Origin of the sequence: Alcaligenes sp. SDU_A2, assembly GCF_038237375.1 — a bacterium.
Lineage (GTDB): Bacteria > Pseudomonadota > Gammaproteobacteria > Burkholderiales > Burkholderiaceae_B > Alcaligenes.
Genome location: NZ_CP151273.1, coordinates 3,457,140 through 3,478,073, shown reverse-complemented (window position 1 = coordinate 3,478,073; position 20,934 = coordinate 3,457,140). Strand labels below are relative to the sequence as shown.

Below are 20,934 nucleotides of genomic sequence, written 5' to 3'. Positions count from 1 at the left end.
GCGGTTTTCTGGATAGTTCATGTTTCATATCGTGCTGGTTTCGCCCGAAATTCCTCCCAATACGGGCAATGTGATCCGGCTGGCCGCCAACACAGGCAGTGTCTTGCATCTGGTGCGACCCTTGGGGTTCGAGCTGGAGGACAGCAAGCTGCGGCGCGCCGGACTGGATTATCACGAATGGGCGCAGGTACAGGTGCACGACACCTTGCAAGAGGCCTTGCAGGCCAGCGCGGCAGCTCCCGGGCGCTGTTTCGCCTTGACCACAAGAGGCAGCCATCTGATTGCCGAGCAGGCTTTCCGGCCGGGCGATGTCTTTGTGTTCGGTCGCGAGACGGCGGGCTTGTCGGCAGAACAATTGGCCGTGTTTCCCCCGGCGCAGCGCATTCGCCTGCCCATGATGGCCGGTCAGCGCAGCCTGAACCTGTCCAACGCGGTGGCGGTCTGTGTGTTTGAGGCCTGGCGGCAAGCGTCGTACGAAGGTGGGGTTTAAGTCGTTCTGCCGGGTGTGGTGACGTGCCTGGTTTGGACGGTTGGCGTCCGGGCTGGCCCCATGCATCGCCGATCAAGTGGCGATGCGTGGGGGTATGCCGCTTTAGTCCAGTGACAGCTTCAGGCGGTCGATTACGGCATCCCAGCGCGCTTTGTCGGCCAGGATCTTGTCTGTCATGGCTTGGGGCGTGGATGGTTCGGACGAGAAGTAAAAAGCGTTGAGCTTGGCTTTGATGTCCTCGCGCTGCAGGACGGCGGTAACTTCTTTGTTCAGGCGCGCAACGATATCGTCGGGTGTGTTGCTTGGCACGAAGAAAGCGTCCCAGGAGATGGCCTCGAATTGTTTCTGGCCGGCCTGTACCATGGTGGGCAGTCCGGGCAGCAGTTCGCTGGGTTTCAACGAGGTAATGGCCAGCGCCTTGACTTTGCCGGCCTGAACCTGGGGCATGGCGATGCCGGGCACCATGAAGGCGGCGTCGATATCGCCGGCGATGATGGCGGTCAGAATCTGCGGAAAGCCGGAGTAGGGGATTTGCTCAAGACGGATATCGGCTGCGTTTTCCAGCATGGCCATAGCCAGGTGAGCGGAGCTGCCTGGGCCGACCGAGCCGTAGTTCAGTTCGCCTGGACGGGATTTGGCCAGATCAATAAATTCCTGAACCGTATTGGCCGGCGAGTCGGCCGGAACGACCAGGACATTCGGGCTGGTGCCTATCATGGAAATAGGCTGCAGGTCCTTGAGCGGATCGTAGCCTAGGGTGTTCTTGTACAAAGTCGGTGCCGTCACCATAGGGCCATTGATGGTCAACAGTAGCGTATAGCCGTCGGGCTTGGCATGGGCGACGAAACGCGTGCCGATATTGCCGCCCGCACCAGGGCGGTTATCCACGATGACGGGTTGGCCCAGGTTCTGGGCCAGGGGCTCGGCGATGGCGCGCGCTAAGGCATCGGGCGACGATCCGGCTGGAAAGGGCACGACCATTTGGATAGGGCGCTCGGGCCAGCTGGACTGAGCGGTCGAGACGGTAGGCATAAGAGCGGCGCAGGCCAGCCCCAGCAAGGACGAGTAGATCAGGCGGCGAGAGCGTGCGAACAATGACATAGTGATGATTTCAAAAGTAAAAAACTGCCGTCAGCCCGCAGCTAGTGTAGCGGGCGTGGCCAGTTTGTGCCGGTGCCTCGGTGAAGGGGGTCAGCGGCCTTCCTGCTTGGCTTCGCGCGTCAGCAAGGCGTGGACGGCCTGCCGGGGCGGCAAGTGGTGAAACAAGATCTGGCATACGGCTTCGGTAATGGGCAGGTCCACATGGTGTGCCTGGCCCATGGCCAGTGCGGCGCTGGCGCAGCGCACCCCTTCTGCGGTGATGCCGGTCGCCAGGATGCTGTCCAGGCTTTGACCTGCGCCCACCGCCAAACCGACCTGCCGGTTGCGCGATAGTTCGCCAGTGGCGGTCAGGACCAGATCGCCCAGTCCGGCCAGTCCGGCAAAAGTGTCCGCCTGGCCGCCCAGGGCCACGCCCAGTCGCTGCATTTCTGCCAGACCGCGCGTAATCAGTGCCGCGCGGGCATTATGACCCAGGCCCAGCGCATCGGCGATGCCACAGGCAATGGCCATGATGTTCTTCAAGGCACCGCCGACTTCTACGCCTATGGTGTCGCCGCTGGTGTAGAGTCTGGCTTGGGTGCCGTGCAGTACGTCCAGGGCCACATGAGCCATGCCGGGCGGCTCGCAGGCCAATGTCAGCGCCACCGGCAGGCCTTTGGCCACTTCCAGGGCGAAGGATGGGCCCGACAGCACGGCGCATCCCAGCCAGGCATGGCTGGGCAGGTTCTGTCTGGCGATCTGATGGGGCAGCAGGCCGGTTTCGTGCTGAAAGCCTTTGCAGGTCCAAACCAGCAGCACGGGATGGCGGCGTTGGGCCGGCAGGTGGCGCGATAGATCTTGACAAGTCTGGGCCAGTCCGCGCACCGGCACGCCCAGGATGATCAGGGCGGGAGCGCTATCGTCCGCCAGGGCGAAGGCCATAGCCTGGGCAAGGTCGTCCGTGGCCTGTAACGCGTCGGGCAGGGCGATATCGGGCAGATAGTGTTCGTTGCGGCGTAGGGAGGATATTTCCTGCGCCGTTGCCGAGTTGCGCGCCCACACCATGGTGGGTGCCTGGGCACAGGCCAGCGCAGCCAGGGCCGTTCCCCAGCTGCCCGCGCCCAGAACAGCGACGCGAGGGGTGGTGCGCGCGTGTGGCACGATCAGGCCTGCAGGGGCTGGCCGTCGGCCTGTTCGGAAGCTTGCGCCAGACGCTGCTCGTACAGCGACTGGAAGTTGACTTCCGTCAGGTGCAGCGCGGGCAGCGACGTGCGGTTGATGGCATCGGCCACCGCGGCGCGCAGGTAGGGGTACAGCATGGTGGGGCACACAATGCCCAGCAGCGGATCGAGTTGTTCGGCGGGGATGTTGGCCGCCTCAAAAATACCGGCCTGGGTGGTTTCCACCAGGTACATGACCTTGTCGCCGATACGGGTGGTCACGGTTGCGGTCACGGTGCTTTCGTAGACGGTGTCGGCCAGGCGTTGACCGCCCACATTGATGGACACTTCAACGGTCGGGGCCTCTTGCTCCAGGAAAATCTGGGGGGCATGGGGCATTTCGATGGACAGGTCTTTGATGTAGGTGCGCTGCAGGCTAAAGCTCGGTTGCACTTCTTGATCGGCAGCGGGTTGGGTGTTCTGGTCGGCCATGGTTAATCCTATGGGTAGAAAAAGTCGGTAATAAAAAGAGTCAGGCAGAAAGCAGCGGCATCAGGCCGCCAGCGCGATCCAGCGCGGCCAGATCGTCGTAGCCGCCCACATGGGTGTCCCCGATATAGATCTGGGGTACGGTGCGTCGGCCGGTGCGCTCCATCATGATGGAGCGCTGTTCGGGGTCGCGGTCGATCAGGATTTTGTCGATTTCGGTGACTCCGCGTTGTTTGAGCAGCATTTCGGCGCGAACGCAGAATGGACACACCATTGTGGAGTACATCGTTACTTTTGCCATGAGAACCTCGGAAAGCGTTGGCTTACGATTTTTTGACGGGCAGGCTGGCCTGCATCCAGGCCTGAATGCCGCCTTCCAGCGTGTAGGCTTCCTGGATGCCGTGTTTGCGCAGCACAGCCACGCTGCGCGAGGCGCTGCGACCGGTGTCGCACACCAGAATGACCGGCTTGTCCTTGGGCAGGCTGGCGGCCTTGGCGTCCAGATCGGCAGCCGGAATGTTGCGGGACTGCGCAATGGAGGCAGCCTTGAACTGATCCGCGCCGCGCAGATCGATCAGCACGGCCTGCTTCTGGTTTACCATCTGTACCGCTTCCGAGGTGGAAACGGCCCGTCCGGCTCGGCCTTTGAAAAAGCTGGGCATTAAAAGCATAATGCCGGCAACCAGCGCAATTGCTAAAATTAGTAGATTGTTCTGACTTAAGATGAAGTCCACGTTAAATCCTGATGAGTGCCAAGAAGAACAAGAAAAAAGAGCGGGATCACACGATTATAGAGTGGCGCTGATTTTTCAACCTCGAGGCTGTTTTTACCATGTATAAACTTGTACTGATGCGACACGGCGAAAGCCAATGGAACCTGGAAAACCGGTTCACTGGCTGGACCGATGTCGATCTTACCGAAACCGGGCGGCAACAGGCAAAGCAGGCTGGAGAGCTGCTCAAGGAAAACGGCTACGAGTTCGACCTGGCGTTTGCGTCGGTTCTCAAGCGTGCCATCCGTACACTGTGGATCGCCCTGGATTCCATGGACGCCATGCATACACCTGTTGGCTTGAGCTGGCGTCTGAACGAACGCCATTATGGTGCTTTGCAGGGCTTAAATAAAGCCGAAACCGCACAAAAGTACGGCGACGAGCAAGTGTTGGTCTGGCGTCGCGCCTATGCGATCGCTCCCGATCCGGTGAGTGAGGATGATCCGCGCAACCCGCGTTTTGACCGTCGCTACGACCGTGTGCCGGCCGATCAACTGCCGCGCACCGAATGCCTGCAGGATACGGTGGCCCGTGTGGTGCCTTTCTGGGAAGAGTCGATTGCACCTGCCATCCGTTCGGGCCGTCGCGTGCTGGTTACCGCCCACGGCAACAGCCTGCGCGCCCTGATTAAGCATCTGGACGGCATTTCGGACGAGGACATCGTTCATTTGAATATTCCCACCGGTCAACCGCTGGTCTATGAACTGGACGAGAATCTGCGCCCCATCCGTCACTACTATCTGGGTGACCAGGAAGCCATTCAGGCCCAGATGCAGGCTGTGGCCAACCAGGGCAAGGCCCATCAGTAATGCGACGCGCCGGCTTTTGCCTGTTGCTGGCCGCATGGGCCTTGCCGGCTCATGCGGCCGATCCTGATCTGGCGGCACGCCAGGCCCAGGCTCAGAAGCAGCAGGCAGAGCTGCGCCAAAAAATCGACGCTTTACGTACATCTATCGATACCGGCGAGGATTCGCGTCGGGATGCGGCCAGCGCCTTGAGAGAATCCGAACAAGCGATTTCCGATCTGGATCGGAAGCTGGCGCAGATAGACCAGCGCCAAGAAGAATTGCACGGACAATTGCAGGATCTGGAGCGGCAGATACAGAAGCAGCAGGCGGTCAAGGTTCGTCGGCAGCAAGAGTTGGCCGAACAGTTGCGCACGCAGTATGCCAATGGCGTGTCGCCCTGGGCGGCGCTCCTCTCCGGCGAGGACCCCAATGCCGTGAACCGCGAACTGTATTACCTGGGGTATGTGTCGCGCCAGCAGACTGAACAGGTTCACAAGGTGCGGCGCGCCGTGGAGCGTTTGGATCGCCTGCAGCAGCAGGTAGCTAGCCGCGAGAAAGAACAGCAGCAATTGGCCGCCGAGGCGGCCGAGCAAAAGGTCGCCCTGCAGGATCAGAAAGACAAGCGCGCTAAAGTGTTGGCTGATATCAGCGCCGAGCTGGAGCGTCAGCGTGGGCAGGCCTCGCGCCTACAGCAGAATGACAAACGCCTGGCCAGTCTGATTACAGGGCTGGAGGTGGAAATCGCTCGTCAGGCGGAACTGGCCCGTCAGGCTGAAGAACAGCGTCGGCGAGAGGCCGCGCGCCGTGCCGAAGAAGCCCGCCGAGCCCAATTGGCACGCCAGCAGGCGGCACGCGCCAAGGCGCTTGAAGAACAGGCCGCCCGTGAGCAGGCCCGCCTGGAGCGGGAACGTGAGCTGCTTGAACGTGTCCGTGCCACGCAACCGCCGTCCGCGCCGCCGCGCAGCACGCCATCCGAGGGGCGTGCGGGCGGGCCGGAAGGGTCACCGCCGTTGACTTATCGTCCGCCGGCCGAGCACGAGCGCTTGTTGTCTGACAATCTGGAGACCGTCTCCGAACCCAGCCCATCGATTGTCCGGTCGCCCCAGCCTGCGGTGCGGGAAGCCGAACCTGAAGAAACCGTGGTCGAAGCCCCCAGCGAGGCTACTGAGCCTGAAGGCGGGTTTCGTGGTCTGGCGCGTGGCCTGCCGTATCCGGTACGTGGACAGGTGCAGGGCAAGTTCGGTGCAGCCCGTCCCGACGGAGGCATCTGGCGGGGCATTGTTCTGCGCGCCAATGCAGGCACCACCGTACGTGCGGTGGCTCCTGGGCGGGTGGTGTTTGCCAACTGGATGTCCGGTTTTGGCAACCTGTTGATCATTGACCACGGACGCGAGTACCTGAGCGTGTATGCCTACAATCAAAGCACGCTCAAGCAGGTGGGCGATATCGTTGGGCGTGGCGATGCCGTGGCGCGTGTGGGCGCAACCGGAGGGCAGGTCGAGCCCGGCTTGTATTTCGAGTTGCGTCACCAGGGCAAGCCCATCAATCCGCAGGTCTGGTTGGGTCAGTAGGCCTGGACCGAGTCGTAGTCCCGTTTACGAATGGCGAAATTTTGCATTGGTTGTCAACGGGTGGCCTGCTAGTATGCCGTTTTGGGCTACTCTATAATGCCTGGACGGGTCAGCGGGGATACGGGGCCCGATCTTGAATCTGAAATAATGGGAATGTGCATGGGCACTCGAAGGTTTGGCAGCATCGGTCTGGTGGCGGCAGGTGCCGTGGGCGGCATTTTGATCAGCCTGGGCATTACCGCAGCCGCACAGCGCGGGGAGCCTTTGCCATTGCGCGAACTGCAGCAGTTCGCCAATGTGTTTGCCGCCATCAAGAATACATACGTAGAACCCTTGTCGGATCAGGACTTGATCGGCAATGCCATCAAGGGCATGTTTACCGATCTGGACCCGCACTCGGCTTACCTGGATGCGGATGCGTTCAAGGAAATGGAAGCCATGACCCAGGGCGGTTTTGGCGGTTTGGGTATCGAAATCGGCAGCGAAGACGGCATGCCCAAGGTGATTTCGCCCATCGAGGACACTCCGGCGGCGCGTGCCGGCATCTTGTCGGGCGACATCATCACGCACATCAACGGCAAGCCCACCAAGGACATGACCCTGAACGACGCCATCAAGCAGATGCGCGGCGAGCCCAATACGTCCATCAAACTCACCATACGTCGCGCCGGGCGCGACAAGCCTATGGAATTTCAGCTGGTGCGCGATCTGATCAAGGTACGCAGCGTGCGCTCCAAGATGTTGCCGGGCGATGTGGCGTATGTGCGCATTGCTCAGTTCCAGGAACGTACGGCTGCCGACCTGATCAAGCAACTGGCAACGGTCAACAAAGGTGCTGGCGCGCCTAAAGGTCTGGTCATCGATTTGCGTAATGATCCGGGCGGCCTGCTCGAGAGCGCCATCGGTGTATCGTCGGCCTTCCTGGAGCCCGGCACGCTGGTGGTGTCCACCAAAGGCCGTATTCCGTCGTCCAACCGCGAGTACTACGTCAAGTCCATGCAGTCTGTGCTGGGCGAACTGGACTCGGACGCCGATGTGCTTAAAAAGGTCGACTGGCTCAAGCAGGTGCCGGTCGTGGTGCTGGTCAACGTCGGTTCGGCTTCCGCATCGGAAATCGTGGCCGGTGCTTTGCAGGACCATAAGCGCGCTACCATTATCGGAAACCGCACGTTTGGCAAGGGTTCGGTCCAAAGTGTCGTGCCTCTGTCCGAGGATGCAGGGCTGAAACTGACCACGGCCTTGTACTACACACCCAGCGGTCGCTCCATTCAGGTAACTGGCGTGGAACCGGATATCGTCGTGGACGATACCGCCCAAGGCAATCTGTTCCGTCTGCCGCGCGAAGTGGACCTGAAGCGTCATTTGCTGAACAGCAAAGTGGACGAAGAAGCCGATGCCGCCCAGGCCGAAGCAGACCTAAATCCTGACCTGAAGATGTTCGAGTTCGGTGGCGACGACGACTTCCAGTTGCAGCAGGCACTGAATAAACTGGCGGGCCGTCCTGTCATGAAGAACGATCCGGCCAAGATGGCAGCGGCTAAGGAAGCGGCCAAGCAGGCGCAGAAACCGGAGGCGACATCGACGGAAAAAAAAACCCCGCTAAATGATCAACCACACACCGAGCGGTTCCGAATCACGCCGCAGGGTATGCAGCCGGTAGCGCCTTAAGGGCAAAGGCGGTAAGCGTGGAAGATCAGCAACTGCTGCGTTATGCGCGGCATATCTTACTCGATGAGTTTGGCGTGGAAGCCCAGGAGCGTATCCTGGCTTCCCACGTGCTGGTGGTTGGTGCGGGAGGCCTGGGGTCGCCGGTCGTAGCGTACCTGGCTGCTTCGGGCGTGGGGCGGATGACGCTGGTCGACGACGATCAGGTCGAGCTGAGCAATTTACAGCGCCAGATCGCCCACACCACAGACCGTCTGGGCTGGGACAAGGTAGAGTCCGCCAGGGTGCATATCCACCAGCTCAATCCAGAAGTGCAGGTCCAGCCCGTGGTTCAGCGTCTGGACGATCAGGCCTTGATGCATTGGGTCGGACAAGTCGATCTGGTGTTGGATTGCTGCGATAACTTTGCCACCCGGCATGCCATCAACCGGGCCTGCGTGGCACATCGCAAGCCTTTGGTTTCGGGGGCGGCCATCCGTTTTTCCGGCCAGGTCAGCACCTACGATCTGCGCGATCCGCAGGCACCCTGTTATCACTGTTTGTTTCCCGAGGCCGATGACGTCGAAGAACTGCGCTGTGCCACGACCGGGGTGCTCTCGCCCTTGCTGGGTATGGTCGGAAGTGTTCAGGCTGCCGAGGCCCTGAAGTTGCTGGGTGGGTTTGGGGAGCCGTTGGTGGGACGTTTGCTGAGCGTGGATGCCTTCAACATGAATTGGCATAGTGTGCGTTTTCGCAAAGATCCTGGCTGTCTGGTGTGCGGTTCGAATACCGCGCACGCTAGCGCTGATGTGTCTGGCTGACTGAACGGCGCACAGCACACCGGCAAGTTGTCGGTCAGGTCTGTCTTGCCGTGTTTTGGACTGTGCTGTCATAAGCGAAGCCAGCGCGACACACGTATTGTCTGGTTCAAACGTCGCGGCCGGCCCTGCGCGTGTTTTCCTGGTCGGCGACGCAGAAGCAAAAACTGCCGGTTAACGCGCCGGAAAGTGCTCCACGGGATGGCTCTTTCCCAAGTGGGCGATACGGCTGATGCGCCGGTCTACGTACTGATCGCGGCCACGATGCAGGGCGCTGAAGGGCGTGCCGGCGTTATAGATATGGATGGTGCGCATGCCCATCTGACGGGCGCTTTTCAGATTACGCAATGTGTCTTCGACCAGGATGATATCGCGTGCCTGGGCCTGCAGTACGGCCAGGGTCTGGCGCATCAGGGCGCGGGAGGGCTTGGGGCGGTAACGGCCTTGTAGCTGCATGTGTTCGATGGCCCAGATGCCGTCAAATACCGGCAGCAGATTCAGGGCTTTAAGTACCCGCCGCGCATAGTCCAAAGGCGCATTGGTGAGCAGCAGCTTGTAGCCGGGCAGACGGCGTACGTGTGCCGGCAAGCCCTTTTCGGCGCTCAGCAAGGCAGGGACGTCGAAATCGTGGGCATGCCGGAGAAATTGCGCGGGATCGGCACCGTGATGACGATGCAGCCCTATCATGGTGGCACCGTAGCGCTGCCAGTATTCTATGCGCAGCCTATCCGCCGTTTCCATGTCCACGCCCAGCGTCTGGGCTACGCCCACGCGCATTCGCTGGTCTATGGCCTGGAAAATGCCGTTGGAGGCATTGTGCAAGGTGTTGTCCAGGTCGAACAGCCAGATGGGGCCGCCTTGTCGGCCGGCGGCAAGAGACCGCGCCCAGGGATGGGCGCGGATCGGGTCGCGCATGTTGGCAGGCCCTTAGTGGGAGCTGATCATGGTGCCTACGCCGCGATCGGTCAGGATCTCCAGCAGCAGGCAATGCGGCACGCGTCCATCGATGACGTGGACGGAGTTGACGCCGTTGCGGGCCGCATCCAGTGCCGAGGATATTTTGGGCAGCATGCCGCCGGAAATCGTGCCATCCGCAAACAGCTCGTCGATGGTCTGGGCCGAGAGGCGGCGCAGCAATTGACCGCCTTTATCCAGCACGCCGGGAGTGTTGGTCAGCATGACCAGCTTTTCGGCTCCCAGCACTTCGGCCATCTTGCCGGCGACCACGTCGGCATTGATGTTGTAGGCCTGGCCGTCCTCACCGTAACCGATGGAGGAAATCACAGGGATGAACTGGTCGTCCTGCAAAGCCTTGACCACTTCGGGCTGGATGCTCTGGATGTCGCCGACAAAGCCGATGTCCAGCAGCTCGCCGGGATGTTCGGCATCGGGCAGCATTTTTTTGGTGACCTGGATCATGCCGCCGTCTTTGCCGGTCAGGCCCACGGCCTTGCCGCCGGCCTCGTTGATCATCATGACGATATCTTGCTGCACCTGGCCGCCCAGCACCCATTCGACTACTTCCATGGTTTCGGCATCGGTCACGCGCATGCCCTGGATGAATGTGCCTTCCTTGCCGATACGCTTGAGCGCATCGTTGATCTGGGGGCCGCCGCCGTGCACGACGACCGGGTTCAGGCCGACCAGCTTCAGGAGCACGACATCGTGTGCGAAGCTGCGCTGCAAGGCTTCTTCGGTCATGGCGTTGCCGCCGTACTTGATGACCACTGTCTTGCCGTGGAAACGGCGAATATAGGGCAGCGCCTCGGACAGGACTTCCGCTTTGACGTTGGACGAGTAATTCTGCGAATCTGTGGTGCTCATTGACGCGCTCACTTGAAGAAAACCCGGGTCCACTGCTGGTACCCGGGGTTGTGTGGCTTGTGGCAAAACGTGGGCTTAACTGCTGGATAAGGCCTTCTCGACTGTGGCGATGAAGTCCTGCTTGTCGTAGTTGCCCAGGTATCGCTTGATGATGTGGCCCTGCTTGTCCAACAAGAAGGCCGTCGGGGTCAGGCGCACGTCGCCAAAGGCCTTGGCGATGTCGCCGTTGGCGTCGTGGACGACGGTAAACGGCAGTTGGCGCGATTGGGCGAAATTGAGTACATAGTTGATGGGGTCATGCTTCATGGCGACCGCGACGATATCGAAACCCTTGCCGGACAAGGCCTGGAAGTTGGCGATGTTGTCGGGCATCTGGGCGACGCAGGTCGTGCAGTCGGTGGCCCAGAATTTGACCAGCACGACCTTGCCGCGCAGGTCTTCGGTATGGAAGGTCTTGCCGTTCAGGTCGGTGAAGGCGACATTGGGTGCAGCGGATTTGGAGTCGGACATGGTCCAGACTCCCAATCCTACGGCTGCCGCCACGGCAATGGCGATAATCAGTATTTTTTTCATTGGACTGGCATGACTTCGACAGAAGAGGCTGCAGGTGCGGCAGCGGGAGCCGCCGGCGCGGGGGCGGCGGTCTGGGCGTTGCTGGACAAGGGCTGGGCCAGGCTTTCGGCGCTGACGTATTCGAACAGCTTGGCGACTTTAGTGACGCCCGGAATGCTTGCTGCTGCTATGGCGGCCCGCTCCCCCTCGGCCTGGGTGACGCGCCCTTGCAGGTAGACCACGCCGCGTTCGGTCGTGACCGAGATGGTGCGGCTGGGGACTTCTTTGGTATTGATGAGGGCGGTATTGACCCGGGTGGAGATCCAGGAGTCGTTCGAGCGTGTGCTTAAGGGTGTGGGTTCGCCCACGCGCAATTCGTTGACGACGCGCGTGACTTTTTCGACCTGCGACACCAGGCGGCCTGCTTCGGCCTTGTCTGCTTCGGTGGGCACATCGCCAGTCAGCAAGGCCACGCCAGCGTATGACGAGGTGTTGATGCGGCCTTCCTTGTTTTCGAGTAGGCGGCGCGTTTCTGCGCCTGCCTTCATGACGATGGTTCTGTCCTCGACTTGTTCACCAGCGGTGCGCCGGTCGGTGGCGACGGCGGCTGTGCCGGCGGCTGCGCCGCCTACGACCAGCAGGCCGCAGCCCGATAAGGAAACCAGGGTGGCGGCCAGCAGGCCGGTCAGGATCAGGCGGTTTTTCATAGGGGGTCTCCGAGCAGCAGGGCATCGATGCCGTCGCACATGGCGTGCAGCAGGACGATATGGACTTCCTGAATGCGCATGGTCCGGTCATGGGGCACGCACAGGTGGATGTCGGTATCGGAGAGAAGTTCGGCGATTTTGCCGCCGCCCTTGCCGGTCAGGGCGATGATGACCATATCGCGTTCGCGCGCGGCTTCGATGGCACGGATGACGTTGGGCGAATTGCCGCTGGTGGAAATGGCTACAAGAATGTCGCCGGTCTGACCCAGGGCGCTGACCTGACGCTCGAACACGCTGTCAAAGCCGTAGTCGTTGCCTACGGCAGTCAGGATGGCGGTGTCGGTGTTCAGGGCGATGCCGGCCAGAGGGAGGCGGTCGCGCTCGAAGCGTCCGACCAGTTCGGCAATGAAGTGCTGGGCGTCCGCCGCCGAGCCGCCATTGCCGCAGGCCAGTATCTTGCCGTCGTTGGCCAGGGTGGCGAACAAGAGTTCCACGGCAGCTGCCAGAGGTTCGGCCAGTTCGCGGGTGCTGGCTTTGAGAGTATCGACGGAATCGTCGAAATGCGAGGTCATTAAGGCGATAAGGTCCATAGCGCGCATTATCGCACGGAGAATTTCGCTGTGGGGCGGGCAGAACGTGTCATCTTGAAAAAAACGCAGCCTATTGAAAAGAATGTGACAGCTCAGGCGCGTCAAGGTTCCCGACGTTGTGGCGGCAGCGTGTCTTACTGATCGGCAAAGGCGTTTTTTACCCAGCGCAGCCCGTCCTGCTCCAGGGCGATCACATCGAAGCGACAAGAGGGTGTTTGGCCTTGCAGATAACGCCGGCTCAGGATGGGCAGCCAGTGGCGGGCCGCCAGGATCAGACGGCGTTGCTTGTCCCGGTTTACACTGGCAAGCGCTCCGCCGAAGCGGTCGCTGGTGCGTTGGCGTACTTCCAGAAAAACCAACTGGCCTTCATGCCACAGTACCAGGTCGATCTCGCCGCCGCGGGCCCGCAATTGTCGCTCCAGAATACGGGCACCGTGCTTTTGCACGTACCGACCGGCCAGATGTTCGGCGTGGTCGCCCCGCTGCTGGCTGGGCGAGCGGCGCGGCGCAGGCGCAGCGGGACAGGCGCTGGTTCGCCGTCGGCGGCGCAAGGTCCGGTTCTGGGCCAGGCGGGCTTGCTCGAAAGGATTCATGGGCACCCAATGACAACGATGTTTAGACAGGATTTAGCATGAGCGACACAGAAGGCCGCACGCCGGCTGCCGGCGTCTGGCAGAACATGATGGACAAGGTCAAGGGCCAGGTCTGGCCCCAGGCATGTCTGTATGTGGTGGCCACGCCGATCGGCAATCTGGGAGACCTTACCTTGCGGGCTTGGCAAGCGCTGGAGCAGTGCGACATTATTGCGGCGGAAGATACGCGCGCCACTCGTCCCTTTTTGCAGGCCTGGGGCATACAGACGCCGCTGATGGCGGCGCATCGCCATAACGAGGCTCAGGCTGCGGCCGCGATCATAGAACGGCTGGCACAGGGCCAAAGGGTGGCCTTGGTCTCGGATGCGGGCGCGCCGGCCGTCAGCGATCCGGGCGCGCGCGTGGTGCGCGAGGTGCGGCAAGCAGGATATCAGGTGGTGCCTTTGCCTGGGGCATCGGCGGTCATTGCCGCTTTGATGGGCAGTGGGGCGACCAGCGACGAGAATCCTGCGTTTGCCTTTGCGGGTTTCATGCCGCCCAAGAGCGTAGCGCGACGCAAGTGGTTGCAGCATTGGGCGGGGCAAGGCATGCCGGTGGTGATGTTTGAGTCGCCGCATCGCTTGCGCGCCGCCGTGCGGGACATGGAACAGGTGTGCGGGCCGCAGCGTCAGTTGACCTTTGCGCGTGAACTGAGCAAGCGCTTCGAGCAGATCCATACCGTCGCTTTGGGAGAGGCGCAACACTGGCTAGAGCAGGACAGTCACCGGGAGCAGGGCGAGTTCGTGTTGATCCTGCACGAGGCACAGGCTGCCCAGGACGATGCCCCGGTACTGGATGCGGTCACCGAGCGCTGGATGTCGGCCTTACTGGAACATGTGTCATTGCGCGATGCCGCCCGTATCGGCAGCCAGGCCAGCGGTGTGCCTCGGGATGTGCTGTATGCCTGGGGCTTGGCGCGCCAGTCCAGGGATTGATGCTGGTTGGATGAAAAAAGCCCTGCCCATCACATAGTGGGGCAGGGCTTTTCGTGGGCGCTATACGTTTAGCGCACGGCTACGGCGGGGTTCAGGCCGGTTTCCTGACGGATGCGCAGGGCGGCGTTAATGGCTTCAGTACGGCTTTGATAAGGGCCGATCTGTACGCGGAACAATTCATTGTGGGCTTCGACCTCGGCGTTGCGGTACTCGACCTGGGCGATCTGGCGGTTAAGCTGCTGGGCCAGGGCAGAAGCGTTTTGGCGTGCCGAAAAAGCCCCAAATTGCAGGTAGACCCGTGTCTGGCCCGATTCGGCGCTGCGTTTGGTTTGAACCGGCGGGGTGGCTTGCACGATCAATTGCTGGTCGTTGGCGTCGCTGCTCCAGCTTGGTGACTCATCCAGCTCCATTGTTAGCTCGTCCTGTGCCAGAGCCTCTAGCGCATCGGGGGTCGGTTGTCGCTCTTCTTTGATCACCAGGCTGGGCTGCGGTGCGGGCGTGGGAGCCGCGCGGGTATCGACCTGGGCAATCTGGGTTTCATCCGTATCGAAGCGGCCGCTGCGTATATCGTCCTCGGTGATGGACTCCACCAGTACGGTGCCGCTGCCTGGAGCGATCAGATCCAGCTTGGCGGCGGCGACGTAGGACAGATCGATGATGCGAGAGCTATGAAATGGACCCCGGTCATTGATGCGCACGATGACGGACTTGCCGGTTTTGGGCCGGGTGACGCGCGCATAGCTGGGAATGGGCAGCGTCGGATGGGCTGCCGTCATGGCGTACATATCGTAGGTTTCGCCGTTGGCGGTTTTCTTGCCGTGGAATTTACGCCCGTACCAGGATGCGGTACCGGTCTGAGAGAACGACTTATGGCTGGTATGCGGCACAAAACTTTTGCCCAGCACGGTATATGGGCGCGTATTGCTGCGGGCAATGGGTTCCAGACGAGGTGTGGCGTTGGGGGTGGCAAGCAGATTGGCGGGGACACGGCTGTGGGGGCCGTCGTCTTTGTAGTATCCCCCACCCTGGGGGGCGGCCACCGTGGCTCCAGGCCTGGGCTTGGGCTTGGCGCGTTTGGGGCTGGAGGAGCAGCCCGCCAGCAGCGCCAGAATGGTCAGCGCGCTTGCCAGTGAGCGCAGATTAGGTATTTTCATTGGACCGGATTGATGGGGGGCTGGTTGCGGTGGCGCACCAGCAAGGGCGCGTGATCGGCAAAGCGCAGCGCCAACTGCTCGGTGACATAAACGGAACGATGCTGGCCACCTGTGCAGCCGATGGCGACGGTCAGATAGTTGCGGGTGTCCTGCATATACAGAGGCAGCCAGCGGCGCACGAAGCTGGCAATATCGTCGATCATGTTCTCGACTGAACCGAACTGGGCCAGCCACTTGGCCACCGGCTCATCGCGCCCTGTCATGGGACGCAGCTCCGGATCGTAGTGTGGGTTGGGTAGGCAGCGTACATCAAAGACCAGGTCGGCATCGCCGGGGACGCCGCGTTTGTAGGCGAAGGACTCGAAGGTCAGCACCACACTGGCTCGGTCGGCCTGAACCAGATCGCGTACCCAGGCCCGCAACTGGCCGGGAGTGACGTCGCTGGTGTCGATGACATGTTCTTGTTCGCGCAGCGATGCGGTCAGTTCGCGCTCGACGGCAATGCATTCTTCCAGCGATGGGGAACGGCCATCCTGACGCAAGCGGTCGGTCAGGGGGTGGCGGCGGCGCGATTCGGAATAGCGCTGCATCAGGGTGTGATCATTGGCGTTCAGGAAGATGACACGCAGCGCATACCCATCTTCGCGCAGTTTGCGGATGACGTCGGGCAAGGTGTCCAGATCGCCCGAGCCGCGCACATCGATGGCCACGGCCAGGCGCTCCAGGCCTTGCTGGGCGGAGCGTTCGACAAACTCGGCCAGAAAGCGCGCGGGCAGGTTGTCCACGCAGGTGTAGCCGGTGTCTTCCAGCAGTCGCAAAGCGACCGACTTTCCCGAACCGGATATGCCGGTGATCAATACAACTTTCAGCATCGTGATAAGGGCCTGTAAATACTATTCGAGGAGAGTGCGTCCGAAACCGAGGGGTTCGCTCGACGAATCGCCTATCTTAGCAAGACAGCCGTAAAGGCGGCCTAGTCTTCGCGGCTGTTCATGATGGCCAGGGCCTGGCGTTCGATGAAATCGCCCATGGTGTCGATGCCGCGAAAGGCGAGTATGGTGTTGCGAACCGCTGCTTCCACCAGCACGGCCAGGTTGCGGCCCGCCGCCACTTGCAGCATGACGCGCTTGATGCCTATGCCCAGTACGTCCTGGACCTGGTCCTGGGTGGGGAGGCGTTCGAAATTGTCGGGATTAGAACGAACCAGATGCACGATCAGTTTAAGCTTCATTTTACGGCGCACCGAGGTTTCGCCAAAAATGGTACGTATGTCCAGCAAGCCCAGGCCGCGCACTTCCAATAGGTTCTGCAGCAAAGGAGGGCATTGTCCGTCGATCATGTTGGGGGCGGTGCGCGAGAGTTCGACGGCGTCGTCCGCTACCAGACCGTGGCCGCGCGAGATCAATTCCAGCGCCAGTTCGCTTTTGCCCAGGCCCGATTCGCCAGTGATCAGCACGCCCAGGCCCAAGACATCCATGAATACGCCGTGCATGGTGGTCTTGGGGGCAAGGCGCTTGCCCAGATAGATGCGCAGCAGATCGATCAGTTGCGCGGCATCGATGGGGGTATAAAGGAGCGGCACTCCCTGTGTGTCGCAAAATTGCAGCAGGTCGGAGGGAGCGTGTGCGTTATTGGCAATGAAGATGGCCGGCACACCGCCCTGTACCAGATCTTCCAGATGGTGCCGGCGGCGCTTGATGTCAAAGCGGTTGTAGTAGGACAGTTCTTCGGGGCCGAAAACCTGGATACGCGATGGGTGGATCAGGTTCAGGTGGCCGACCAGATCGGCGGCCGACATGCCAAGATCAGGTATTGGCCGGTTGGCGGCATGTTTGCCTGCCGCCCAGGTAACCGTGATCTTGTCGTTATTGTCATTGACCAGCTCGTGAACTGTCAGCATGGTGGTTTTCTGCCTCGGGTGCTGCCGGCTGGGTAAGTATCTGGTGGATGCGGGCCGGGTCGGTTTCCTGCGCCAGCGCCTGTCGTACTTCGGGGTCGGCCATCAGGCGCGCGATCTCGGCCAGCAAATCCAGGTGTATTTGTGTTGCTGTTTCGGGTACCAGCAGAAAAAACAGCAGGCTAGCGGTACGTCCGTCGCTGGCGTCAAAACGTACAGGTTCGGCCAGACGCATAAAGACGGCGCAGGGCTCTTTCAGGTCTTTGATGCGGCCATGCGGCACGGCAACCTCGTGGCCGAGCGCGGTCGAGCCTAGTCGCTCTCGGGCGATCAGGCTGTGGAATACGGCTGTCCGGGCGATGCCGTGATGGTTCTCGAAAATCAGTCCGGCTTGTTCAAAAGCGCGTTTCTTGCTGGTTGCAGCAAGATCCAGAACCACATTGGACAGAGGCAAAATGCGCGACAAGAGATTCATGACGGCCATTATAGGGGGAAATTTTTTGAGCTGAACACTTTTTGGGCAGTGTGTGCAGGGCAGGGCCTTGCTGCCCTGAAACACAAAACCCCGAACCGGGAAGGGTACGGGGTTTGTTGGCAGGTCTGGCCTGCAGGCAAAGGCGGCGTTTAGGCTGCCGGTACCTCGAGCCGCTTGGCGGGCTCATGCGCGTGACTATGCGCTTTTTCCTTGTATTTGACCACCTGGCGGTCGATTTTATCGGCCAGCAGGTCTATGGCAGCGTACAGGTTTTCGTCGGAAGCAGCGCAATGGATGTCTTTGCCGGGCACGCGCACGGTAACTTCGGCAGTGTGCTTCAGACGTTCGATGGAAAGCATAACCTGGGAGTCGACGACATTATCGAAATGCTTGTCGATTCGACCGACCTTGTTCTTGACGTAGTCGCGGATAGCAGGGGTTATGTCGAGATTACGGCCACTGATGTTAAGGCTCATATAGGCTCTCCGTAGTAGTGTTGCAAGTGCGTCGCAAGACGCGGGAGTGGGGATTCTGGAAGCTCCTTTTGCGGTGATTGGAGATCCCAGTATACCTATATGTCGGCCGGATTACATGACTTGGATCAAGCGAAAATGTCAGGAAAACCCTGAGCGAAAAAGATGCCCGCGATGGCGGGCGCAGCGCAGGCTTACATGCGGAAGTTCGAGCCCAGGTAGACTTTGCGCACGGCCTCGTTGTCGATGATTTCGGACGGGTGGCCGCTGGTCAGTACGGTGCCTTCGCTGATGATGTAGGCGCGGTCGCAGATGCCCAGGGTTTCGCGCACGTTGTGGTCGGTGATGAGCACGCCGATATTGCGCCCTTTAAGGAACTGCACAATGCGCTGGATTTCGATGACGGCGATCGGGTCCACCCCTGCAAAGGGTTCGTCCAGCAGGATAAAGCGCGGATTGCTGGCCAGTGCCCGGGCGATCTCGACCCGACGGCGCTCGCCTCCGGACAGGGAGACGGCGGTGTTGCGGCGGATGTGACCGATCTGCAGCTCGCCGATCAGCGTCTCGAGCCGTTCTCCGATTTCCCGGGAACTGATGGCTCGGCCTTTGTCGTCTTGTTGAAGTTCCAGGACGGCGCGGATGTTTTCCTCGACGGTCAGGCGGCGGAACACCGAGGCATCTTGCGGCAGATAGGACAGGCCCAGGCGCGCCCGTTTGTGCATGGGCATGCCTGTGATGGGTGTGCCGTCGATTTCGATGCGGCCGGCGTCGGCATGCACGATGCCCACGATCATGTAGAAACTGGTGGTTTTGCCCGCGCCGTTAGGGCCCAGCAGGCCGACGACCTCGCCGCTTTCTACAGTCAGGGATACATCCTGCACTACGGTGCGTTTGCCGTATGTCTTGCGCAGGCCTTGGGCGATCAGACTGCCTTTGGCGGTGTTCTGGGCGCGGACGGGAGAGGATGGGCTGGAAGGTGCAACCATATGAGTAGGCAGGGGTCCGGACTATTTGCGGGGGGAGGACTTGCGCTGGCATTCGGCCAGGGCGGCATCGGCGTTGGCGCGTGGGCGTGCTACCGAGCGCACGCGACCGTCGCGCGTGGCCGAATCGGCACCGCCAAAGGCTTGGTAGGTGTTGTCTTTCTGGCGATAGACAACCCGCTGGCCTTGGATGGAATCTTGCAGCTTGCCGCAGACATAACGGTTAACGATGGCCTGGCCGATAAGCTCGATCTCTTCGGCCTTGCCGTTGTAGATCGCCTTGAGGCCTTCAGCCGTCATCAGCTCGAACTTGGCGGGATCTTCTTGGCGGATGGTCACGCGAGGGCGTGTGCTGACGGTGGCGGTGCCGTGCTGGAAGCCTTCGGCATCCTGCTCGATGGCCAACTGGTCGGCCATTAGCGTTAAGTTACCGCGCGTGAGCACGATATTGCCTTTGTAGATGGTTTGCTTGGCAATGTCGTCGTAGGTCAGTGTATCGGACAGTACAGAGGTATCCGGTTCCTGCGCGGCGGGTGCGCTGTTTTGCGCCAGCGCCGTCGGTGCCATTGGCACGGCCGCCCAGACCAGGGCTAGTCCCAGAGTGGTGCTGCGCAGCAGACGGGTAAAAGGCTCGGGCCGCAGGCCGGAGGGGGCACGGTGACGCGTGGTCATGGCTGGGAATCCTTAGAACTGTTGGGGGATCGCGTTTTTTGTGTTTGTTGGCCCGAGATTTTAGTGTCGGATTCCGACATGACGTTCAATTGCCGTACGCGATTATCGTAGCGCATGCCGGTGCCGCGCAAGGTGGATTGACCGTTGACCACGACAGCAGGCTCGTTGGTGTAGACCACATCTTCTTGCGGCAGGATGATGAGCACGCGGCTGCGCACATCCAGGGCCTCGTCTTCGGCGGTGGCCTGGCGATGGATATGGGCATTGCCCGTCATGGTGATCGTATCGCCGCCGGCGTTCATGTGCGCCGTGTCCGATGTGGCCACGGTCATGGGAGACTGGGCACGGTTGCTGACCGCGCGCGGATGTTCGATGTCGTAGGAGTCGTCGTCCGGGTAGTGATAGGCCATTTCGCCGTCCAGACGGTTGATGGCCATGCCACTTGCGTCGGTGCTGACCATCGTGAAGTTACGCGACCAGGAGTCGGGTTCGTGGGTGACGCGGCGCGGCGGATCAAGTGCCACCGAGCGTTGGGTGTAGTCCACCGCCCACAGCGTGGCCAACACCAGCAAAGCCAGCAACAGCAGAGAAATAAAAGTGGGCAGGCGGTCGCGCATGACTATTGAATGACTCCGGTCGTTTTCAGGAGGCCGCCGGTGATGAAGCCGGCCAGACGACCCTGGGCCGCCAGTATGGCATCGCAGCATTCGCGCACGGCACCCTGGCCGGCCGGCAGGCTGGATACCCAACTGGCCATTTGTGATACATAGAAGGGAGCATTGGGCACGCTGGCGGAAAAGCCCACGCGCTGCATGGCGGCCAGGTCGATAAGGTCATCGCCCATGTAGCCGATTTCGTTCAGGGCCAGGCCGTTTTCCTGGGCAATCTGCGCCAGGATGGCGACTTTGTCGCGCACGCCCTGGTGTACGAAGCGTATGCCCAGTTCGGCTGCCCGACGCGACACAATGCCGCTTTCGCGACCGGTGATAAGGGCAACGGCGATGCCGCTTTCGCCCAGCATGCGCAGACCATGCCCATCCAGGGCATGGAAGCCTTTGAATTCTTCGCCGTGCTCGCTATACCACAGCCGACCGTCCGTCAGTACGCCGTCCACATCGAACACCATCATGCGCAGGGCACGCAGCCGTTCACGGGTGGAGTCAGGCAGTTTGGCAAGAATTTGCGCTTCGGCGGGATGCAGCGGGGTCGTGGAAGTGTGGATCATGG

Annotated in this window: 26 protein-coding genes; 6 read left to right on the top strand and 20 right to left on the bottom strand. The window is 61.0% G+C overall.

Features of this window, described 5'->3' with window-relative positions; genetic code table 11:
* Window positions 1-19 precede the first annotated feature (19 nt).
* Window positions 20-490 carry a tRNA (cytidine(34)-2'-O)-methyltransferase gene (locus AADW57_RS15910; protein WP_341667864.1) on the top strand — a complete coding sequence of 157 codons (471 nt, stop codon included), beginning with the start codon at window positions 20-22 and terminating at the stop codon, window positions 488-490.
* 102 nt (window positions 491-592) lie between these two features.
* On the opposite strand, the gene AADW57_RS15905 is transcribed toward AADW57_RS15910, so the two are convergent.
* The 5 genes from AADW57_RS15905 to AADW57_RS15885 form a co-directional block, all read right to left on the bottom strand.
* Window positions 593-1,591 (bottom strand): Bug family tripartite tricarboxylate transporter substrate binding protein, encoded by a 999-nt coding sequence (locus tag AADW57_RS15905; protein ID WP_341667863.1) that lies wholly within the window; start codon window positions 1,589-1,591, stop codon window positions 593-595.
* A 90-nt stretch (window positions 1,592-1,681) separates the two neighbouring features.
* On the bottom strand, window positions 1,682-2,731 hold the full coding sequence (locus AADW57_RS15900) for an NAD(P)H-dependent glycerol-3-phosphate dehydrogenase (RefSeq protein WP_341667862.1): 1,050 nt from the start codon (window positions 2,729-2,731) through the stop codon (window positions 1,682-1,684).
* Between the two features lie 2 nt (window positions 2,732-2,733).
* On the bottom strand, window positions 2,734-3,222 hold the full coding sequence (gene secB, locus AADW57_RS15895) for a protein-export chaperone SecB (protein WP_341667861.1): 489 nt from the start codon (window positions 3,220-3,222) through the stop codon (window positions 2,734-2,736).
* Between the two features lie 40 nt (window positions 3,223-3,262).
* Complete coding sequence (gene grxC, locus AADW57_RS15890) at window positions 3,263-3,520, bottom strand: glutaredoxin 3 (RefSeq protein WP_341667860.1); 258 nt, start codon at window positions 3,518-3,520, stop codon at window positions 3,263-3,265.
* A 22-nt stretch (window positions 3,521-3,542) separates the two neighbouring features.
* A complete protein-coding gene (locus tag AADW57_RS15885; protein WP_341667859.1) occupies window positions 3,543-3,953 on the bottom strand; it encodes a rhodanese-like domain-containing protein in 411 nt (136 codons plus the stop codon).
* 98 nt (window positions 3,954-4,051) lie between these two features.
* Here AADW57_RS15885 and gpmA point away from each other — a divergent pair, with 98 nt between their 5' ends.
* From gpmA to AADW57_RS15865, 4 genes are all read left to right on the top strand, one after another.
* Complete coding sequence (gene gpmA, locus AADW57_RS15880) at window positions 4,052-4,801, top strand: 2,3-diphosphoglycerate-dependent phosphoglycerate mutase (protein WP_341667858.1); 750 nt, start codon at window positions 4,052-4,054, stop codon at window positions 4,799-4,801.
* On the top strand, window positions 4,801-6,351 hold the full coding sequence (locus AADW57_RS15875; protein WP_341667857.1) for a murein hydrolase activator EnvC family protein: 1,551 nt from the start codon (window positions 4,801-4,803) through the stop codon (window positions 6,349-6,351). Before gpmA ends, AADW57_RS15875 begins: the two co-directional genes overlap by 1 nt.
* A 159-nt stretch (window positions 6,352-6,510) precedes the next feature.
* Complete coding sequence (locus AADW57_RS15870; RefSeq protein WP_341667856.1) at window positions 6,511-8,019, top strand: S41 family peptidase; 1,509 nt, start codon at window positions 6,511-6,513, stop codon at window positions 8,017-8,019.
* Window positions 8,020-8,036: 17 nt separating this feature from the next.
* Window positions 8,037-8,816, top strand: a complete 780-nt coding sequence (locus AADW57_RS15865) for a HesA/MoeB/ThiF family protein (RefSeq protein WP_341667855.1) — start codon at window positions 8,037-8,039, stop codon at window positions 8,814-8,816.
* A 171-nt stretch (window positions 8,817-8,987) separates the two neighbouring features.
* Here AADW57_RS15865 and AADW57_RS15860 read toward each other — a convergent pair whose 3' ends face one another.
* From AADW57_RS15860 to AADW57_RS15835, 6 genes are all read right to left on the bottom strand, one after another.
* Window positions 8,988-9,728, bottom strand: coding sequence for a pyrimidine 5'-nucleotidase (locus AADW57_RS15860; protein ID WP_341667854.1), 741 nt, complete (start codon window positions 9,726-9,728; stop codon window positions 8,988-8,990).
* 12 nt (window positions 9,729-9,740) lie between these two features.
* Window positions 9,741-10,637 (bottom strand): acetylglutamate kinase, encoded by an 897-nt coding sequence (argB, locus tag AADW57_RS15855; RefSeq protein WP_341667853.1) that lies wholly within the window; start codon window positions 10,635-10,637, stop codon window positions 9,741-9,743.
* Between the two features lie 75 nt (window positions 10,638-10,712).
* Window positions 10,713-11,210: a peroxiredoxin family protein gene (locus AADW57_RS15850; RefSeq protein ID WP_341667852.1), complete on the bottom strand. Its 498-nt coding sequence runs from the start codon at window positions 11,208-11,210 to the stop codon at window positions 10,713-10,715.
* Window positions 11,207-11,896: a BON domain-containing protein gene (locus tag AADW57_RS15845; protein ID WP_341667851.1), complete on the bottom strand. Its 690-nt coding sequence runs from the start codon at window positions 11,894-11,896 to the stop codon at window positions 11,207-11,209. Before AADW57_RS15845 ends, AADW57_RS15850 begins: the two co-directional genes overlap by 4 nt.
* Complete coding sequence (locus AADW57_RS15840) at window positions 11,893-12,486, bottom strand: phosphoheptose isomerase (RefSeq protein ID WP_341667850.1); 594 nt, start codon at window positions 12,484-12,486, stop codon at window positions 11,893-11,895. Before AADW57_RS15840 ends, AADW57_RS15845 begins: the two co-directional genes overlap by 4 nt.
* Window positions 12,487-12,620: 134 nt before the next feature.
* The gene (locus AADW57_RS15835; protein ID WP_341667849.1) at window positions 12,621-13,079 is read right to left on the bottom strand and encodes a YraN family protein; all 459 of its coding nucleotides are present in this window, start codon (window positions 13,077-13,079) and stop codon (window positions 12,621-12,623) included.
* A 38-nt stretch (window positions 13,080-13,117) separates the two neighbouring features.
* Here AADW57_RS15835 and rsmI point away from each other — a divergent pair, with 38 nt between their 5' ends.
* Window positions 13,118-14,053 (top strand): 16S rRNA (cytidine(1402)-2'-O)-methyltransferase, encoded by a 936-nt coding sequence (gene rsmI / locus AADW57_RS15830; RefSeq protein ID WP_341667848.1) that lies wholly within the window; start codon window positions 13,118-13,120, stop codon window positions 14,051-14,053.
* Between the two features lie 68 nt (window positions 14,054-14,121).
* Here rsmI and AADW57_RS15825 read toward each other — a convergent pair whose 3' ends face one another.
* The 9 genes from AADW57_RS15825 to AADW57_RS15785 form a co-directional block, all read right to left on the bottom strand.
* Window positions 14,122-15,207 carry a septal ring lytic transglycosylase RlpA family protein gene (locus tag AADW57_RS15825; RefSeq protein WP_341667847.1) on the bottom strand — a complete coding sequence of 362 codons (1,086 nt, stop codon included), beginning with the start codon at window positions 15,205-15,207 and terminating at the stop codon, window positions 14,122-14,124.
* The gene (gene rapZ, locus AADW57_RS15820) at window positions 15,204-16,079 is read right to left on the bottom strand and encodes an RNase adapter RapZ (protein ID WP_341667846.1); all 876 of its coding nucleotides are present in this window, start codon (window positions 16,077-16,079) and stop codon (window positions 15,204-15,206) included. The genes AADW57_RS15825 and rapZ overlap by 4 nt, the downstream gene beginning before the upstream one ends.
* A gap of 101 nt (window positions 16,080-16,180) precedes the next feature.
* On the bottom strand, window positions 16,181-17,107 hold the full coding sequence (gene hprK / locus AADW57_RS15815) for an HPr(Ser) kinase/phosphatase (RefSeq protein WP_341667845.1): 927 nt from the start codon (window positions 17,105-17,107) through the stop codon (window positions 16,181-16,183).
* Entirely contained in the window at window positions 17,079-17,579 is a 501-nt protein-coding gene (locus AADW57_RS15810; protein ID WP_341667844.1) for a PTS sugar transporter subunit IIA, read from the bottom strand. Before AADW57_RS15810 ends, hprK begins: the two co-directional genes overlap by 29 nt.
* Before the next feature lie 149 nt (window positions 17,580-17,728).
* Window positions 17,729-18,055: a ribosome hibernation-promoting factor, HPF/YfiA family gene (gene hpf / locus AADW57_RS15805; protein ID WP_341667843.1), complete on the bottom strand. Its 327-nt coding sequence runs from the start codon at window positions 18,053-18,055 to the stop codon at window positions 17,729-17,731.
* Window positions 18,056-18,246: 191 nt separating this feature from the next.
* The gene (lptB, locus tag AADW57_RS15800) at window positions 18,247-19,038 is read right to left on the bottom strand and encodes an LPS export ABC transporter ATP-binding protein (protein ID WP_341667842.1); all 792 of its coding nucleotides are present in this window, start codon (window positions 19,036-19,038) and stop codon (window positions 18,247-18,249) included.
* 21 nt (window positions 19,039-19,059) lie between these two features.
* On the bottom strand, window positions 19,060-19,707 hold the full coding sequence (lptA, locus tag AADW57_RS15795; protein ID WP_341667841.1) for a lipopolysaccharide transport periplasmic protein LptA: 648 nt from the start codon (window positions 19,705-19,707) through the stop codon (window positions 19,060-19,062).
* Window positions 19,704-20,324, bottom strand: a complete 621-nt coding sequence (gene lptC / locus AADW57_RS15790; protein ID WP_341667840.1) for an LPS export ABC transporter periplasmic protein LptC — start codon at window positions 20,322-20,324, stop codon at window positions 19,704-19,706. The genes lptA and lptC overlap by 4 nt, the downstream gene beginning before the upstream one ends.
* 2 nt (window positions 20,325-20,326) lie before the next feature.
* Entirely contained in the window at window positions 20,327-20,932 is a 606-nt protein-coding gene (locus tag AADW57_RS15785) for a KdsC family phosphatase (RefSeq protein ID WP_341667839.1), read from the bottom strand.
* Between the last annotated feature and the right edge of the window lie 2 nt (window positions 20,933-20,934).

Excerpts from the sequence above, each read along its gene's own strand:
- AADW57_RS15910 (WP_341667864.1), top strand. The coding sequence starts at position 20 with ATGTTTCATATCGTGCTGGTTTCGCCCGAAATTCCTCCCAATACGGGC.
- AADW57_RS15905 (WP_341667863.1), bottom strand. The coding sequence starts at position 1,591 with ATGTCATTGTTCGCACGCTCTCGCCGCCTGATCTACTCGTCCTTGCTG.
- secB (WP_341667861.1), bottom strand. The coding sequence starts at position 3,222 with ATGGCCGACCAGAACACCCAACCCGCTGCCGATCAAGAAGTGCAACCG.
- grxC (WP_341667860.1), bottom strand. The coding sequence starts at position 3,520 with ATGGCAAAAGTAACGATGTACTCCACAATGGTGTGTCCATTCTGCGTT.
- gpmA (WP_341667858.1), top strand. The coding sequence starts at position 4,052 with ATGTATAAACTTGTACTGATGCGACACGGCGAAAGCCAATGGAACCTG.
- AADW57_RS15875 (WP_341667857.1), top strand. The coding sequence starts at position 4,801 with ATGCGACGCGCCGGCTTTTGCCTGTTGCTGGCCGCATGGGCCTTGCCG.
- AADW57_RS15870 (WP_341667856.1), top strand. The coding sequence starts at position 6,511 with ATGGGCACTCGAAGGTTTGGCAGCATCGGTCTGGTGGCGGCAGGTGCC.
- AADW57_RS15860 (WP_341667854.1), bottom strand. The coding sequence starts at position 9,728 with ATGCGCGACCCGATCCGCGCCCATCCCTGGGCGCGGTCTCTTGCCGCC.
- argB (WP_341667853.1), bottom strand. The coding sequence starts at position 10,637 with ATGAGCACCACAGATTCGCAGAATTACTCGTCCAACGTCAAAGCGGAA.
- AADW57_RS15850 (WP_341667852.1), bottom strand. The coding sequence starts at position 11,210 with ATGAAAAAAATACTGATTATCGCCATTGCCGTGGCGGCAGCCGTAGGA.
- AADW57_RS15845 (WP_341667851.1), bottom strand. The coding sequence starts at position 11,896 with ATGAAAAACCGCCTGATCCTGACCGGCCTGCTGGCCGCCACCCTGGTT.
- AADW57_RS15840 (WP_341667850.1), bottom strand. The coding sequence starts at position 12,486 with ATGGACCTTATCGCCTTAATGACCTCGCATTTCGACGATTCCGTCGAT.
- AADW57_RS15835 (WP_341667849.1), bottom strand. The coding sequence starts at position 13,079 with ATGAATCCTTTCGAGCAAGCCCGCCTGGCCCAGAACCGGACCTTGCGC.
- rsmI (WP_341667848.1), top strand. The coding sequence starts at position 13,118 with ATGAGCGACACAGAAGGCCGCACGCCGGCTGCCGGCGTCTGGCAGAAC.
- AADW57_RS15825 (WP_341667847.1), bottom strand. The coding sequence starts at position 15,207 with ATGAAAATACCTAATCTGCGCTCACTGGCAAGCGCGCTGACCATTCTG.
- rapZ (WP_341667846.1), bottom strand. The coding sequence starts at position 16,079 with ATGCTGAAAGTTGTATTGATCACCGGCATATCCGGTTCGGGAAAGTCG.
- hprK (WP_341667845.1), bottom strand. The coding sequence starts at position 17,107 with ATGCTGACAGTTCACGAGCTGGTCAATGACAATAACGACAAGATCACG.
- AADW57_RS15810 (WP_341667844.1), bottom strand. The coding sequence starts at position 17,579 with ATGAATCTCTTGTCGCGCATTTTGCCTCTGTCCAATGTGGTTCTGGAT.
- hpf (WP_341667843.1), bottom strand. The coding sequence starts at position 18,055 with ATGAGCCTTAACATCAGTGGCCGTAATCTCGACATAACCCCTGCTATC.
- lptB (WP_341667842.1), bottom strand. The coding sequence starts at position 19,038 with ATGGTTGCACCTTCCAGCCCATCCTCTCCCGTCCGCGCCCAGAACACC.
- lptA (WP_341667841.1), bottom strand. The coding sequence starts at position 19,707 with ATGACCACGCGTCACCGTGCCCCCTCCGGCCTGCGGCCCGAGCCTTTT.
- lptC (WP_341667840.1), bottom strand. The coding sequence starts at position 20,324 with ATGCGCGACCGCCTGCCCACTTTTATTTCTCTGCTGTTGCTGGCTTTG.
- AADW57_RS15785 (WP_341667839.1), bottom strand. The coding sequence starts at position 20,932 with ATGATCCACACTTCCACGACCCCGCTGCATCCCGCCGAAGCGCAAATT.